26 protein-coding genes are annotated in these 15,413 nt (G+C 24.2%); 20 read left to right on the forward strand and 6 right to left on the reverse strand.

Translation table 4 applies throughout. From position 1 onward, the window contains the following. Positions 1-34: 34 nt before the first annotated feature. From ABNT63_RS07900 to ABNT63_RS07915, 4 genes are all read right to left on the reverse strand, one after another. Positions 35-253 carry a hypothetical protein gene (locus ABNT63_RS07900; RefSeq protein WP_348735233.1) on the reverse strand — a complete coding sequence of 73 codons (219 nt, stop codon included), beginning with the start codon at positions 251-253 and terminating at the stop codon, positions 35-37. A 275-nt stretch (positions 254-528) separates the two neighbouring features. Then, positions 529-915, reverse strand: coding sequence for a cysteine peptidase family C39 domain-containing protein (locus ABNT63_RS07905; protein ID WP_348735234.1), 387 nt, complete (start codon positions 913-915; stop codon positions 529-531). Between the two features lie 59 nt (positions 916-974). Beyond that, positions 975-1,097, reverse strand: coding sequence for a hypothetical protein (locus ABNT63_RS07910; protein ID WP_348735235.1), 123 nt, complete (start codon positions 1,095-1,097; stop codon positions 975-977). Positions 1,098-1,196: 99 nt separating this feature from the next. After that, positions 1,197-2,102, reverse strand: a complete 906-nt coding sequence (locus ABNT63_RS07915; RefSeq protein WP_348735236.1) for an Mbov_0401 family ICE element transposase-like protein — start codon at positions 2,100-2,102, stop codon at positions 1,197-1,199. A 288-nt stretch (positions 2,103-2,390) separates the two neighbouring features. Here ABNT63_RS07915 and ABNT63_RS07920 point away from each other — a divergent pair, with 288 nt between their 5' ends. The 10 genes from ABNT63_RS07920 to ABNT63_RS07965 all read left to right on the forward strand — a co-directional run bounded on the left by ABNT63_RS07920 (position 2,391) and on the right by ABNT63_RS07965 (position 8,927). Next, entirely contained in the window at positions 2,391-2,732 is a 342-nt protein-coding gene (locus ABNT63_RS07920) for a hypothetical protein (RefSeq protein WP_348735237.1), read from the forward strand. A 151-nt stretch (positions 2,733-2,883) separates the two neighbouring features. Continuing rightward, the gene (locus tag ABNT63_RS07925) at positions 2,884-3,345 is read left to right on the forward strand and encodes a phage terminase large subunit (RefSeq protein ID WP_348735238.1); all 462 of its coding nucleotides are present in this window, start codon (positions 2,884-2,886) and stop codon (positions 3,343-3,345) included. Between the two features lie 24 nt (positions 3,346-3,369). Continuing rightward, positions 3,370-4,182, forward strand: coding sequence for a PBSX family phage terminase large subunit (locus ABNT63_RS07930; RefSeq protein ID WP_348735239.1), 813 nt, complete (start codon positions 3,370-3,372; stop codon positions 4,180-4,182). After that, entirely contained in the window at positions 4,182-4,460 is a 279-nt protein-coding gene (locus ABNT63_RS07935) for a hypothetical protein (RefSeq protein WP_338991181.1), read from the forward strand. The genes ABNT63_RS07930 and ABNT63_RS07935 overlap by 1 nt, the downstream gene beginning before the upstream one ends. Then, complete coding sequence (locus tag ABNT63_RS07940; protein WP_348735240.1) at positions 4,453-5,289, forward strand: hypothetical protein; 837 nt, start codon at positions 4,453-4,455, stop codon at positions 5,287-5,289. Before ABNT63_RS07935 ends, ABNT63_RS07940 begins: the two co-directional genes overlap by 8 nt. A 215-nt stretch (positions 5,290-5,504) precedes the next feature. Further along, positions 5,505-5,843 carry a hypothetical protein gene (locus ABNT63_RS07945; protein ID WP_348735162.1) on the forward strand — a complete coding sequence of 113 codons (339 nt, stop codon included), beginning with the start codon at positions 5,505-5,507 and terminating at the stop codon, positions 5,841-5,843. Positions 5,844-5,846: 3 nt separating this feature from the next. Beyond that, positions 5,847-6,782, forward strand: a complete 936-nt coding sequence (locus tag ABNT63_RS07950) for a hypothetical protein (protein ID WP_348735241.1) — start codon at positions 5,847-5,849, stop codon at positions 6,780-6,782. A gap of 113 nt (positions 6,783-6,895) precedes the next feature. After that, positions 6,896-7,999, forward strand: a complete 1,104-nt coding sequence (locus ABNT63_RS07955; protein ID WP_348735242.1) for a hypothetical protein — start codon at positions 6,896-6,898, stop codon at positions 7,997-7,999. Between the two features lie 5 nt (positions 8,000-8,004). After that, complete coding sequence (locus ABNT63_RS07960; RefSeq protein ID WP_348735243.1) at positions 8,005-8,139, forward strand: hypothetical protein; 135 nt, start codon at positions 8,005-8,007, stop codon at positions 8,137-8,139. Next, complete coding sequence (locus ABNT63_RS07965) at positions 8,106-8,927, forward strand: hypothetical protein (RefSeq protein ID WP_348735244.1); 822 nt, start codon at positions 8,106-8,108, stop codon at positions 8,925-8,927. The genes ABNT63_RS07960 and ABNT63_RS07965 overlap by 34 nt, the downstream gene beginning before the upstream one ends. Positions 8,928-9,117: 190 nt before the next feature. Here ABNT63_RS07965 and ABNT63_RS07970 read toward each other — a convergent pair whose 3' ends face one another. Both ABNT63_RS07970 and ABNT63_RS07975 read right to left on the reverse strand, forming a co-directional pair. Beyond that, the gene (locus ABNT63_RS07970; protein WP_348735245.1) at positions 9,118-9,648 is read right to left on the reverse strand and encodes a lipoprotein; all 531 of its coding nucleotides are present in this window, start codon (positions 9,646-9,648) and stop codon (positions 9,118-9,120) included. A gap of 72 nt (positions 9,649-9,720) precedes the next feature. Continuing rightward, positions 9,721-10,182: a hypothetical protein gene (locus ABNT63_RS07975; protein ID WP_348735246.1), complete on the reverse strand. Its 462-nt coding sequence runs from the start codon at positions 10,180-10,182 to the stop codon at positions 9,721-9,723. Between the two features lie 466 nt (positions 10,183-10,648). On the opposite strand from ABNT63_RS07975, the gene ABNT63_RS07980 reads away from it, so the two are divergent. The 10 genes from ABNT63_RS07980 to ABNT63_RS08025 all read left to right on the forward strand — a co-directional run bounded on the left by ABNT63_RS07980 (position 10,649) and on the right by ABNT63_RS08025 (position 15,361). Then, the gene (locus ABNT63_RS07980; RefSeq protein ID WP_348735247.1) at positions 10,649-11,110 is read left to right on the forward strand and encodes a hypothetical protein; all 462 of its coding nucleotides are present in this window, start codon (positions 10,649-10,651) and stop codon (positions 11,108-11,110) included. A gap of 17 nt (positions 11,111-11,127) precedes the next feature. Then, positions 11,128-11,604, forward strand: coding sequence for a hypothetical protein (locus ABNT63_RS07985; protein ID WP_348735248.1), 477 nt, complete (start codon positions 11,128-11,130; stop codon positions 11,602-11,604). Beyond that, complete coding sequence (locus tag ABNT63_RS07990; protein WP_348735249.1) at positions 11,574-12,230, forward strand: hypothetical protein; 657 nt, start codon at positions 11,574-11,576, stop codon at positions 12,228-12,230. Before ABNT63_RS07985 ends, ABNT63_RS07990 begins: the two co-directional genes overlap by 31 nt. Before the next feature lie 6 nt (positions 12,231-12,236). Continuing rightward, positions 12,237-12,566 (forward strand): hypothetical protein, encoded by a 330-nt coding sequence (locus ABNT63_RS07995; protein WP_348735250.1) that lies wholly within the window; start codon positions 12,237-12,239, stop codon positions 12,564-12,566. A 33-nt stretch (positions 12,567-12,599) separates the two neighbouring features. Next, positions 12,600-13,175, forward strand: coding sequence for a hypothetical protein (locus ABNT63_RS08000; protein WP_348735251.1), 576 nt, complete (start codon positions 12,600-12,602; stop codon positions 13,173-13,175). A 133-nt stretch (positions 13,176-13,308) separates the two neighbouring features. Further along, positions 13,309-13,758: a hypothetical protein gene (locus tag ABNT63_RS08005; protein WP_348735252.1), complete on the forward strand. Its 450-nt coding sequence runs from the start codon at positions 13,309-13,311 to the stop codon at positions 13,756-13,758. Then, on the forward strand, positions 13,661-14,089 hold the full coding sequence (locus tag ABNT63_RS08010) for a hypothetical protein (RefSeq protein WP_348735253.1): 429 nt from the start codon (positions 13,661-13,663) through the stop codon (positions 14,087-14,089). The genes ABNT63_RS08005 and ABNT63_RS08010 overlap by 98 nt, the downstream gene beginning before the upstream one ends. After that, the gene (locus ABNT63_RS08015) at positions 14,058-14,234 is read left to right on the forward strand and encodes a hypothetical protein (RefSeq protein ID WP_348735254.1); all 177 of its coding nucleotides are present in this window, start codon (positions 14,058-14,060) and stop codon (positions 14,232-14,234) included. Before ABNT63_RS08010 ends, ABNT63_RS08015 begins: the two co-directional genes overlap by 32 nt. A gap of 36 nt (positions 14,235-14,270) precedes the next feature. Further along, positions 14,271-14,702, forward strand: a complete 432-nt coding sequence (locus tag ABNT63_RS08020; protein ID WP_348735255.1) for a hypothetical protein — start codon at positions 14,271-14,273, stop codon at positions 14,700-14,702. 23 nt (positions 14,703-14,725) lie between these two features. Further along, positions 14,726-15,361 carry a hypothetical protein gene (locus ABNT63_RS08025; protein WP_348735256.1) on the forward strand — a complete coding sequence of 212 codons (636 nt, stop codon included), beginning with the start codon at positions 14,726-14,728 and terminating at the stop codon, positions 15,359-15,361. Positions 15,362-15,413 lie beyond the last annotated feature (52 nt).

Genomic DNA, 15,413 nt, shown 5'->3' on the forward strand with positions numbered 1-15,413 from the left:
TAAGAGAACAATTGCTAAAATTAATCCATTTAAATTAAGTAAAAAAAATAATGCTAATAATGATCATTAAAAAACTAAATAATAATTGTGGCAACGTTGTTCCTAAAAAAGTAGCCAAAATTAAAACATCGGTTTGTCGTTTTAACCATTCACCAGTATTAAAACGTTTAAATTCAAAAGTAGAAAGGTTTTTTAAATTAGTCACAAATGTTGTTAGCATTGTTTTGCTAACGCGCCGTTGTAATTTAACCATCATTTTTTGAAAAAAATAATTAAAAAAGAGACGAAAACCATAAACAATGATAAATATAAGAAAAAATAACAACTTCTTGGTGAAAACCAGTTGTTAAACGATCAAAATAAACCTTAATAAAACTTTTCCAAAAAATAACTAAAAAGTTAACTAATACATTTAATAACATTGTTCATAATAAAAACTCTTATGTTCTTTTAAAAAAATAATGTTAAATAAAATGATTTTGTCTTATAAACAAATTGTTTTACTTTTTTTGTAAAAATAATCACAGCTTAAAATTTTTCCATAAATGTATTAATTAAAATTCAACTGCCTTTATTTGCACTAGTGTCAGCAACAAAAAAGGATTTTCCACGACGTTGATAAATCGCAACATAATGATAATAACCCATTGCATTTAAAACATAAGCAATTAATGGTTGCTCAAATGTTGGTGTTGCTAATTCTTGTTTACTAATTTCAAAAGCAGTTAATCCGATATTGTATTTACTAGCAATTTGACTTAAACTATAAACACTTAATGCTCCCTGATAAGCAGGAAGGTGATTTTTCAATTCATTAATTGTCAATTTTTGGTGATGATAATATTCAATTAACATTGCTAAACAAGCATAACCACAATCATCATTTTGCTCTTGTTTAATAAAAGGATATCACATAAAAACACCTCTTTTTCTAGTTATTGTTAACCAAAAAAAGAGAATATTTCCTAGATAAATTATAATCAACTATGATAAATTTTCTGATAACCAGCTTTTAAACCAACACTTATTAAATCAAAAATAACTACACCACCTGCTAAAAATGCATATCAAATTGGAGGGGGTGGAATTAAATGCAACCAAGGACCAATGTTTGAAATATAAGGTAAAGCAAAAACAATTATTAAAATTAGGCTGTATGTATTATTTAAGATATTAATTTAAAACCCTTAAATAATTTATACGACCTTTTTAAATCTACTTGTAAGATGAAATTTATCTATTGTATAGTAAATTTTATTTTTAGGAAAATATTGATACATAAAATTTTTAGTATTTTTAATTCATAATGCACCATCACCTAAAATCATAATTTCAATATTAGGTGTCATGTTAAAATGAGTTTCAATTAAAGTAAATAATTTTATAAGAACTGGTTTTAAATTTGCTTCTTTTTTAAGATAATCTGGAATATTATCCATTTCAAAAATACCTAATTTATTTGCAATTACAGGTCTTTTTACAGTATATTTTTCTTCATCATATCCAGTATGAACAGTACATGCTATCGTGTGTTTTTTAATCTTTTTTCTTCTTTGTTTTGTTGAATCTAACATTTTCAAATAAGTTCCATCCATTTGAATATATAAAGTGTGTGGAATATTTAATTTTTTATTAGTTTTATTAATATAATATTCTTCATCAGTTTTTGCATTTTTAATAATATTAGATATTGTCATTAAACTAATTTTTACATGTTCCATAGTATCTAAAATATCTTTATATCTTTTTTTCTCAGTAATAAAAGATAATATTTTTTCTTTAACAGTATTATCTATTCTTTGTCATTTTTCAATTCCTAAAAGTTTATCCAAAGGAAAAATATATTCTTCTTTACCTGTTTCTGGATTAATTTTATAATATCTTCTTCTCTTAAAAGTTATTTTTCCATTTAAAATAGTTAATGTTCTTGGTTTTATTTCTTTTACTTTATAATCTTTAAATTCTTTTAAAGTTTCATCAATTTTATAATTTTTAAAAATTCATTCATCAGAATTTTCTAAATTTTGTTGAATAATTTCAATACTTTGTATATATAACAAATTATTAAAATTATTAAAAAAGTTTTTATCAACATTTATCATTTTTTACCCTCTTTCTTTAGTTCTACACATTAACACAAAAATAATAAAAATGCAAAAAATAATAGTAATTTTTATTTATTGTGTTATAATTTAAATGTTAATTATTAGCAAATTAATTTAACTGAAAAAAGTAAAGCAATTTACTTTTTTTTATTTTGATGTAAAATATAGATAATAAAAAAAGAACTTGTGAGAGTTCTTTTGTTACATTTTTAGAGATAATTTACTCTTTTATTTAATCATATTCATTAAATAATAGCAATTTTAATATGCAAAAAGGATTAAAAAATGGTAACTTTTAAGACTATTTCAGGTAAAACTAAGGAGTTTTTGCGGCAAAAAGCGGACAAATTGAGTAATAAAAGAGAATATTTATACTATTTAAAACTACCATTTGATAATTGACAAGATGAAGTTGATACAAAAACCGTTGATTTTATTAATGATACGATAAATAAATTAGAAATAGAATTGGAATTAGCGTTATTAAATGACCAGTATGGCGGGGGTAAGAAGATATATGTTGAGAAATATGTTAACGATACAAGTATAAATAATCAACAGCCGATAATTGTTAATTTACAAACAGATATTAGAGATATTAAGAAAGAAAGTGATAATAATGCTTAATCATTTTACTTATTTGTTATAAACTCCTTATTGGTTATTACAAAATAGTAGTATTAGTAATAAATATCCATTTGCTAAGAAATATGAGTTAGTTAATGAAATTAATCAAATTGGAATACGATATAGTGGTAAGACTATTTCAAATATAAAAATGTTTGGTGAATTATTAAAAATTAGTTTATTAATTAAAGAACCAATTTGTATTATTGCTAGTATGTATTGGAGTAAAGATTTAAAAGATAGTGTATTTCAAAATATATGAAATATGTTAGATGAAAATAATATTCCTTATACTATTAATTTATCAAATTTTACTTTTACTTTATCAAATGGTAGCAAAATATATTGTAAAGGTTTATATTCACCAAGTCGAAAAGAAAAATTAAAAGCATTTGCTGATTTAAATAAATATAAATTAGTTATTGATTGAAAAGAAGAATGAGACCAATTTCAACAAAAAGATTTAAGTGATTTAGAGTTTTCTATTCGTGGTTATCAACATAAAATAACAATTAATACATGTAACCCTGAAAGTTTAAAACGATATATTGTTGGTTATTGTAATGAATTATTACCTTTTAATGAAGAAATAATGCGTAGTAAATATGAGTAAATTAAGTATATTGAAAAATGAAATATGAAGATTATTATTCATTATTCTAGTTGAAGACTTAATTATGAATTACCACAAGATAAAGTTAATGAACAATTAAGATTAGAACAATTAGATATTGAAAGAGCAAGAGTATGAAGTTGAGGTTTACCTGGTAATACTAGTGGATCAATCTTTGCAGGATATATTGATATTATGCAAGCAACAGATATTATTCAACCAACTAAATTATTAGGTGGTGTTGATTTAGCAAACTCTACTAGTCCCAAAGGACATACAACAGCGGCGAGCTTTTGAATATATAATTCATTTGATAAAAAAGCATATAAAGTAGCAGAATATACACATTCAAATGCTACACAGCAATTTAAAGGACCATTAGAACAAGTAAAAGATATTTTAGAGTTTTATAACAATCAATTAAATCAATATTTTAATTTAATTCAACAAGGTATATCAATTAATGTTGATAATAGTGCTTATGCAACATTAGAAAGTTTAAATATAGAAAAATATAATTATACTTTTGGTCAATATATGACATTTAAACCAGCACAAAAAAAATTTAAAGTAAGACATCGTGTAGAGGCATTCACAATGTTAATAAATACTAATCAATTAAAATTATTATGAGAAAAATGCCCTGTAAGTAAAAATCAGTATGAATTAATTCAATGAGAAGATAAACCAGATTCCAGAGAAGAACTAATGTTAGACTTATATGATGATACATTTGATAGTGATTTTTATGCCTTACACTTTGAATTAGTTAATATGATTAAACATAATAGTTCAGCAGATTATAAATTATGACAACAAAGGAAGTGAATAACTTAATGAAAAAAGATATTTATGTAATACACGATGAGCGTGTAATAAATGCGAAAAGACCTTATATGTCTGTTTGTGGACAAGTTAAAAAAAGACTTTGTCAAGAATTAAAAAAAGATAATATCGCAATATGTAAATTAAATTTATATAACGAATATATTAAAAGATATCAAAAAGTTAAAGTATGTGTTCAAGTTTTATCAAATGAACCAAATTTATTAACTGTAAATATAATTAATTATGCACTTATTTTAAAATTAAAGGAGCAAAATAACAATGAATAATACTTTCCCTAGTTTACCAAACTTAAATGATATTAATAGTGTTTTAAAATTTTATAATTATGATTGAACTATTAATTTAGCAAATATTATCGCTCGTCATCAAATGCGATTAATAAATGGTAAAGATATTTTATTTAAGTCGCATCGTAAAGATATTTTAGAAAAATTAAATTGATGATATGAAACTTATAAAATAAAAGAAAAATTAGATAAAAATGAATTAACAGCAAGTTTAATGGGTAAAACTATCTTTGGTTTATTAGAAACTAGTGATGGAAATATTGATTTATGAATTAACCCTTTTAACTTTACATCACGCGTAAGTAAAATAAACGAAATTGAACAATGTGCTGATATTTGATTAAATTATCATCAATCAGATAGTGGTTTTATTTTAAATTTAATTTGTACCAAAGATAAAATAGTTATTAAAGGTTGACCTAAAAATAATGAAGTAGTTGTTGGTCAAAGTAAAACACAAATTAAAGATGATGTTAGACCTGTTTTAGTTCAAGAATTTAAAAATAAATTAGGTATAGTGCCCTTTTGAGAAATGATAAATGAACCTAATCCTTTATTTTTATCAACATCAACAACTTTAAATCCATGACCTACAATGGCAAATTGTTATAAATTACAATTTGATTTAGAAGATAGTTTTAATATTAAATCAAAAGAAAGATGAGCAAATCGTACGCATTGATATGGGGTATTAGATGATTATTTAGTGACTGCTTATAACAAAGGCAATAAAAAAGTATTACAAGATGCTTTTGATGATATTTTTATTCAATCAGGTCAATCAGACGTAGATGGTCAATTATCCTAATCTTTACAAGTAGTACAAGGGGCACCAACCTTAGAAACATATACACAAGACTAAAAAGCAATTATTGAACAAGTATACTTAGCATGTCATTTTTCTAGTCCTTTTGGTGATAAATCAGATAATGACCAAAATAAAACCCAATCATTAATAAAAAAACAAAAGACTTAGAAAAACAAGCATATTTACAAGCATATCGTAAACAATATTATACTAAAATGTTTGATACTGTTTTAAAATATTATGGTTTATGAGATGGAAATGGTGAACGCCCTTATGGTTTTGATTTTGTTAGTGCTAGTTTAGTAGATCAAATGCGACAAAATGAATTAATTACTACTAGATTAGAAAATCGTACAATGGAGCCAGTAAGAGCAATAACTGAATATAATGATGTTGATGAATTAGAAGCAATCAAATATTATGAAAAAATTGAAAAATACTGAGATAAAAGGCATGCCCAAGAGATAGAACATAATAATAAATTAATGGAATATGATGAAACTGGTAATAATCAAAATGCCGTACAAGGTAGAACAGAAATTAAGGAGAATTAACAAATGCAAAAAATTAGTCCAGCAGCTATGCAATGATTAAGAACAGGAGCAGGTGCTACTGCAATAGATATAAGAGAAAGTATAAAAGAACATAGACATTGAATGGTATTTCCTTTTAATGTTTATAGTTCATATATTCCTAATACTGAAACAGGTTGAAAACCTAATAATGCTAAACCAAGTGATTGTGGTAGTTATTCACGAATATTTGATAATATGGAAAGTACGATTGCTCAATGACAAGGTAGTTTAAAAATAGTCCAAAAATATAAAGGTGAAGAAATTAATATATTAACAATTGATGATTTTAAAAATCAACCAATTAACTCAACAATATGAGCCAATAATGAAACACCTTTTGCGATAAAATTAAAAGATGAAAATAATAATATTTATTGAAAATTAATTGATGGTGAAAATATTTATGATATTAATAGAATGTTAGAATACTTAAATCAATATAAATTAAGCTATTTTATTAATAATGATAATAAAGCTGATAACTTTTATACAAAAGAGGTTAAAGTTGGTAAATATTGAGATGCTTATATGGTTGATGATGTAAGTTCTATTAAATTTGGTGATGCTAAATTTGAACAAGTATTTACTCAACAATCAACAGAACGACAATATACTTTATTAATTTTAGATGAAGATATTACTAAATTAAATATTAATGATTATTATAATTTTTATACTGTATTTAATGACCGTGGTTTAAATATTGGTGGTGGTGATATTAATTCTGCACCCCAAGATAGACAATGATTGTATCCATCAAATGTTATTAATTATTATTCCGTAGAAGATGGTGATTTCTTATGACAAGAAATTACTTTTTCAAATATTAATGACAAAATTAGTAATAGTGGTTTATCACAGTACGACAATTTATACAAACAAGTGCTCCAGGTGAAGGTTATTGTTTTCCAAAAATAACTTATGATGAAAAACTAAATAAAGGTATTGTTGAATTAGATGAGATTTTATTAAAAGACCCAGGTGTTAGAGCAATTGCAGTTAAATTTTATGGTAATCCTATCTTTTTTAATATGCCTGTTATTGGGCGACCAATTATTAAAGGTGAATTTAATAAAAAAGTAATGAATTCAAGATATTTATTAATGTATAATATATTTCCTGCTCCACATGATAAAATAAATACTTATGCTTTACCCGAAGTAAGTTGATATAACATTCAAGAAATACAACCAACTATTATTACTGGATATAAAGATTGAAAAGAACATATTCAATCAATGTCTGATTTTTGAATTAAAAAAAATAATGGGGGTATGATAATAACAGATAAAGCAAGTTCAACAGCAACTAATCCAACTGTTGGAACAACTATTAAGGAAGAAAATTCAAATTCTAAGTCTTATTGGTCTAAAAATTGAATGATTACTCCACCAGATAAAGTAAAAGTAAATAGTGGAACTATTAATAACATTATTAGTACCCAAGCATCATCATATTTTAGAAGAAAAGATGAATTTGGTAATACTGTTGGTCAAGTTCAAATTGAATATAATAAAATGGGTGCATGTAATGTTTGAGATATCTTAAATATGAATAATTTTATTAATCGTCAAATTACAGTATTACCTTTAAACTATACGCAAAAATTAGTATTTAATCCTTTTACGATACCTGCTATTGGAAAGTTTTTAAACTTTGTTTCGTTTGGTATTCCTTGGGACTGAATTGGTAATTTAACAATTACACAAGATGATAAATGACCTAATTTCCTATGACTTAATGGTTTTATGAGTACTAATGTTTATAGTTTTTATAATGATTCCTTTTGAGGTGATAAAGCTGCTGGTAAAGGTTATTTACCATTTGAAATATTTAGAGAACAAGGAAATGATAAAATTGGTGCTATGATTGGTGCTAATGCTACTAGTTTTAGTTTTACAACTTTATTAACTGATAAAATACAAGGTAATGTTTTAGAAAAAGATGGTAAACCAACAGAACGAATAACTTATTCAACTTATAATTTAAAACAATTAAACCCTAAAACTAATCGTATCTATTTAATTAATGAATTAGTAAGAGCAGTTGATGCTCAAACACCAGTTAGTATAGTGAAAAAGATAATGATTGCGAATTCTTACAAACACCTGATGGTACAAATTGTAATTATATAATTGATATGTTTTCAATCCAAGCATTATATAAAGGTAATTTTGAAATTATCTTTTATGCTGATAACCCATATACCAATAATGAAGAAGATTATTTACGCTTATCAGTATGAAGTTTCGTGGTAAAACAAAAAGCGTATTAAATAATTATTTACGCGATATGACAACTAATTATAAAACTAGTTTCTTACTACCACATGACTATGAAATACCAACATTTAATTACCCACAATATGTATTACCGCCAGTTCCATATAACTATCCAGAGTATACCAAAGATATTATGCCTTCTGATGTAGTACTACTATTAAAAACTAAAATTACAGCACCAGCACAATGTAGAAAAGCATATAAGACAGTATTAAGTCCTTTTTTGAATGAATTTAAAAGAAACTTTTTTTCTGATGAATTTAATGAAGGCTATTATGAAACTGAAATTGATTTAAAACAAATTGACCCCACAATTCAAAGTATTAGTAAATTTAAAGATGCTTATAAAACTATTGAAATAAGTAATTTAGGTAATTTACAAGTTGAATGTAAACAAGCAAATATAGAGAATGTTATTCTTAATAGAAATATTAATTTATCTGGTGATTATGATAATTGTAATATTGATTTATTTTCATTAGCAACTATAATTTTACAAGAAAGTGGTCGTTATCAAACTGATAAAGTTAATTTTGATAATACAATAACTTTATATACAGATAATATAACCAATGATATTCAAACGGTTGCCAGTGGTTATACTAATGGATTACCAAGTTATGATGATTATGAAAATAAATATACAGGTCAAAAAGGAAGCGGAGATATTAGGTTTTTATTGCAAATAACAAAATTATATAATAATGATAACGATAAAATTAAAGAAACATATTTACAATCATATTATACAAATGATATGAAATTAAAAATCAGATTTTAAAAAGTATTATTTGCTAATTTAACAGCAATAGTAAAGGGGCAATTTAATCAATGATTTTGGGGTAATAACAAAAATATTGTCTTGGATGTTAATAATCCAAATTTACTAGGCATTAGAAACAAAAATGAAAACCCAATCAAAATTACATTTATACCAAGATAAAGAAAAAAGAGATTATTAAATCTCTTTTTTATTCTTCATCAACTTTTACATTACTATCATTATCAATTACTAAATTTGGCTCTGTTGTATCTAAATTTCAACGATAAACTAATTTAATATAATTAAAGTCAAATCCTCATACAGAATATTCTGGCACCCCTTTATAATTAAATAAACGAATATTTTTTTCTCATTTTCCATTTGCATATCCATGAGTTTTAAATAATTGAAGACTATGATGATTACCATATATATCAATTATTTTATCTTCATTAAAATTTTCATACTTATATTTAATAATTCTTCAACTATAATTTTTATCACCACGCCATACTACATAATATCATTTTTTATCAACTGTATTAAATGGTTTTTCTTGTGGTGCTATTCATCCTAAGTTATCTCTGATTTCTTGGTTAGCGGTATTTATTTTGTTTTGTTCTTTTAGTTTTGTTAATTCTTCTTTTGTATATTCTTGTGGTGTATTACAAGCAACTAAACTTGTTGTACTTGTTCCCGCTAGTGATATTGTACCAATAATAATTAATATTTTTTTCATATTTTTAATTTCCTTCTATTGACTGATAATTTAAATAAAAATGAAAATAAAATTAATTATTTCCATAATTTTTTATAAAGAACCTCATTCAATACCGGGTTGATTTAATAAAAAACCAATTCAAATACCTTTTCCCCTATTATTCTGTTGTATTAACTCAGAAGTAAGATAAAAATTTAATGCAGAAATAGCATTAGCAGCGGCGGGTATAGTAGGAACAAAATATGGTGATATATTAGTTATAAATTTACCAGCACCCTCTTCTCCTGCAATATTTTCTTTAATAGAATTTAAATAATTGACTAAAAGTTTGCAAGCTTTAGTATGCATTTTTAGAATTCAATAAAATTCTTTTTTATATAATCTCCATTGAAATATGTACATACCACCTCGAAAATATACTGCATTACTAATCATATCTACAGAACGAGTTAACCTATGTTTATCTTTTTGATAAGGACTAGCGGCAATTGTTGTTGGTATAGCACTTCCACTAATAGTTAAAACACTTAATAAACTAAGTAATTTTTTCATACTTGTTTTTCTCCTTTTCTTAGTCTTGAAACCTTACTCAAGATCTACCTACATTATATATATATACAAGCAAAATTAGCGCTTATTTTAATAAATTTATCTTTTAAAATACTCTTAATTACACGTTTTAAGGGCTAAATTAGCAGTAAAATATATTAAGTTTAATGTATTATTTGTATTGTATTAAAGTATTGTATTGGTAAAATATTATGATATTATTATTTTAGTTAAATAAAAAAGAGAATGACCCTATATCATTCTTATTTTATATTATATACTAATAAATAATTATTTCAATTTCATTATAATAATTTTATATTATTTGTTTAGTATTTTTATACAAAATATATTGTAATTGTGAACTATTGGTATATAATTAAAAGCATAGGTTTAATCTTTTTTCCGTAAAAAAGAGTTTATGCTGACTTGTTAATCGGACAAGAATAAAAAAAGAGAGGTTTATAAAATGGCACTTACAAAAGAACAATTAATCGAACAAGGTTTAAGTGAAGAAATTGCAGAAAATATCTTAAATCAGTTTAATAATGAAGCAAAGCAAATTAGAGAAAGTGTGCAAAAACGCGAAGATGTTATATCAAAAGAAGATTTTATTAAATTATCTAATTCATTAGATAATTTAAAAGCATTTAAAGACGTTCCATCTACTAAAATTGAAGATATTAAAACTAATTTAGAAAAAGTTAGTGGTAGTTCTTTATCTGAAAAAATGCAAACTTTAAAAGAATTAAAACCTGATTTGTTTGTTGAAGATCAACCATCAGTTTCACCAACTAATTTTATTAAAGATATGATTGAAAAATCGGTTGAAAATAAAAATGATGAAATTGAAACTATTAAAGAAAAAGGAGCATATACTCCTGATGAAATTAAAAAATTAACTGATTATACACTTAAAAACCTTAGATAATAAGGGAGTGAAATATTATGGCAACAATTAACTTGCCACAAGTACCTTTTACATTGCAAGGTAATACAACAAATCAAAAAGCGTATGTTGATATGGTTAATGCATTATTGTGTGGACCTTTATATAATGAATATGCAAGTATTATGCAGTATGCAACAGCAACCGCAGAACAAGTTGCTTGATTACCAAATGCAGGACAAGCATTATATAATTTAACTCATCGTGTGGTATGACAAGATGATTATTCATTACCAAATGGTGAAACAACTCAAACTATGGGATTAACAAGAATTCCAATTCCTATTGATAAAAGATTTAATTTAAAATTAATGAATGAGGCTTTTGACTTAGCATTAATAGAACAAAATATTAAAAATGGTGTTATTGCTGATGCTATTTCTAGTGTGATACAGAATAAATTTGTTAATTTAGAATGTGAATTAATTCAGGCTATTTATGATTATTGTTTAGCATATGGTCAATATATGAAGTAATTCCATTTCGTAGTTATACAGCCGAAAATGCAGATGATGCAAATAAAGCATTCTTTAAATTAAATGAAACTTTGATTGAATTAACAAATCAAATTAGTAATTTATATTTTGGTTTACCAACAGATAAAATGTTTATGGTTTTAGGTCGAAGATCATATTTAAGATTAACACCTGCTTATTTAAAAGTAATTGGTTCACAAGCACAATTAAAAGCGATGGTTAATGGTGAATTATATGAAAATACAGCAACGGGTATTCCAGTATCAAAAAGATTTCATTTAGAAAAAACATATACAAAAGGACAAGTTAACCGTGATAAAGATTATAATTTTACTAATGTAAGTGGTTTAATTATTAATAAACAAGTATGAGCTTATCCAATTAATATGGATACTATTCAACAAGTTTTAGATAATGATACTGCTAACCCTAAATGAATTGGTAAAGTTCAATATGCAACACCAACTATTTTATATCCAAAAACATGTAAAATTATTTTGGAAAAACAACCAAGCCAAGATGAAATTACTGCCGCTAAAAGTAATCTAAATAAAACTTTTAGAGTTCCAGTTGATTATCTAATTTCAGCAACAAAACCAGAATCAAAACCAAATAATCAAGGTTAATATAAAATGAATTTACTAATATTACGCGTTTTAACTTTATTAGTATCTAATTTAGAAAATAAACCTTTAATAAGTAAATTTGTAAATTTAATTAATAGAGTTAATCAAGTTCAAAATAAAGTATTAAAACCAATTAATTATATTAGTGATAAATATAATAAAATTACAAATAAAGTTGAAGATATTTATCAGTGATTAAATCCATTTACTTATTTAGATTTAATTAAAAAAGGTCATAAAAAAGAAATACAACAAATATTAAGTCAATTAGAAAAAGATAATAATATTAAAAATAGAGAACAATTTAAAAATGAAAATTATTTAAATACTAATTAACAACCTTTAAATAGTAGTTGACTTGATAGTGGTATGTTTAATATTACAAATAAGTTAACTTTAACAGGTAATTTAACTATTTTAATATATACAAAAACAGCAAAACATCCAAAATTTTATGGTCCATATGTTTATCCTAGTGTTCCAGTTGAAATTTGAAAATTATTAAGTAATGCTGTATCTAATGCAGGAACTTTATTTTGGCGTTATTGATTAAGAAAATGATTACCTAGTCATTTAAGAAATTATATTAAAAAACGATTACCGCAAGCATTAAAAGAAAAATACCCAAAAGGAACTACTAAATTAACATTATCAACAGTTCAAAAATTAAATCAAATTAAAAAGTTTATTAATAATTTAAAAATTGGACATTTTAATTTTAATTTTGCTGGTGAAATTAATAATAAAAAATGGTATCGTGAACGCCGAAGTGATGTTAAAAATATTAAGAATTTATATAAAACACCAGTTAAAAATATGTTTTACAAAACTAATCAAACTATTAAAACAATTAAGAAAACAAGAACAAGAATTAATAGTTATAAGCCAAGTAATTTAAAAAATAAATATCGTAATCAATTAAGAGGTGTTTTATATGGAAAATAATTTAAGTAATTTGTTATTTATAACAGTTGAAGATGTTAAATAAAGTAAACTTTGACAACCTATTAATGATAGAAAACAATCTGTTTATAATGATAATTTAATTTATAATGCTATTTTAAAAACTAGTTTATGAATGGATAGATTATCAGGTGGGACAATTTCCGATAAGATTAATAAAAAAGAATTATTTCCATGAATAAAAAAAGATAATACTGGTTTAATTGAATATGATAAATGATTAAGTTATATTCAATCTGCTTGTTTATTAGCAGTTATTAATTGATATTTACCAAAAGGAGTTAATGATTTAACTGGTAGTGCATCATTTTCACAAGGTGGTGTTGCTTATTCACAAACTAATGATCCTGAGGCAAATGAAAATATTACTCGTGGTGTTAAAAATGCTTTAAAATTAGCAGGTGAAATAATTGATATTATATCTAGTAAAACAGTATCTAGACCTTATAATTATAGTTTAGATAATTATGCTCATCTATGAAAAGAAGAATATAAACATATTAGTAAAAAAAACTTTTTATTCAACATTATTATTTTGATTAAAAGAACGATTACAAACAGATAATTCAATAAATATTACTTATCCAACTATTAATGATTTTTCTAAAATTGATTATAACGAATATATTAAAATTATTGTTCCTTTTGACAATGAAACTATTTATGAAAAAAATGGTGTTTGAAAAGCAAAACAAAGTGGTGAAATTCCATCGGATGTTATTAAAGATAGTGAATTTAATAAAAATTATATTGAAAAAGTTGATGGTAAATATATTGTTAAAACATCAAAAGATTTAGCAAGGAATTATTATGATGCAAATGCAATTAATAATTTTTTAATAAATAAACAAGATAAATTAATAAATGGGACAAACATTAAAACTATTAAATGGTAATTCATTATTAGGGAGTGGCAATATATCTATTAGTGGTGGAAATGATTGAGAAGAAGTTGATAGTAGTGATTTTAGAGTTGGTCAAATCGGATATAATATTCCTAATTTTGATAAAGAAAATTATATTTATAGAATTTGAGCCTAAGGAAAAAATAGCAACACAGAATTAAATGGTGAAGAAATGCTACAAACAAGGCGTGGTTTTATAAAAACATTGAGTGTTTTATATGACCAAATAGGTAATAATAGGGAATGTTGGGCATTATCTATTAATCCTAGTGGATTGATTAATGTTGGAGCTAATGGTACAGCAACATTTAGAAAATTAGGGACTATTTTTATTGAAAGAAAAAGAATAAATTATTCAAATAATACAAAATTAATGGCAGATGAACCACCACACTCTATTTATAAGCGTGATACGGATACTGATTTGCCCAAAGAAATGTGAAAATGATACAATTTCTTGATAAATAAAATAAAGAGTGTAACAACTATTAAGGAATTAAACTTAATTAAATATAATCCCATATGGCAAAATGTTTTAAATAATAGAAATGATATTAAAGAATTATTCAATAAAAAATGATTAGAATTAAATAAAAATGAATAAAAAATTAAATGAGGTAAATAATTATGAAACAAAATAAAACAACTTGATTAAAGAGTGCCTTACCTTGAAATTGATTTAAAAAAGACCCTATTCCGACTTATAATTGAACTCATAAAAATATTAGAGAATGAGAAAGAAAATATAAAATTCGTAGTTGAGTAGTTAGTTTTTATACATTGATATTTTTAGCATTAAATTGTTGATTAGAGTATGGGATGATTAATGGCATTAAAGACCAAATTAATTGGTATAATTATGGACAATATTGAGGTAATTGAATTGCTATTTTGATAACACCTTTATTTACACACGGAATTCAAGGTATATTTGTTGCTAGTAGTAAACCAAAAGTAGATATGAAAATTGATATACCAAGATTAAAAATATCTAAAATGGGATTAGTATTTACAATATTACCTTTAATTACTTTAATAATTTCTTTAATTATTATTTGAATTGATAAATCAAAATGAAAAAAAGACCATTTAAGACATTGCTTTGACTGCCGTATTAATCCGCGTGTCGTTCAACCACGAATAGCTAAACAATGAAATAATTTAGATGGCATAACAGAAGAAAAATTAAAAAATATACAAAATGAAAATATTAAAAAACAAAAACAAGAAGAAAATAAACAAGAATTAAATATAAACAAATAATTAAATTTTATTAAAATAGACTATATTTATAGAGGTGGTTGATATTTTGGGG

The sequence above is a fragment of the Spiroplasma endosymbiont of Ammophila pubescens genome (genome assembly GCF_964020965.1).
Classification (GTDB): domain Bacteria; phylum Bacillota_I; class Bacilli_A; order Mycoplasmatales; family Mycoplasmataceae; genus Spiroplasma.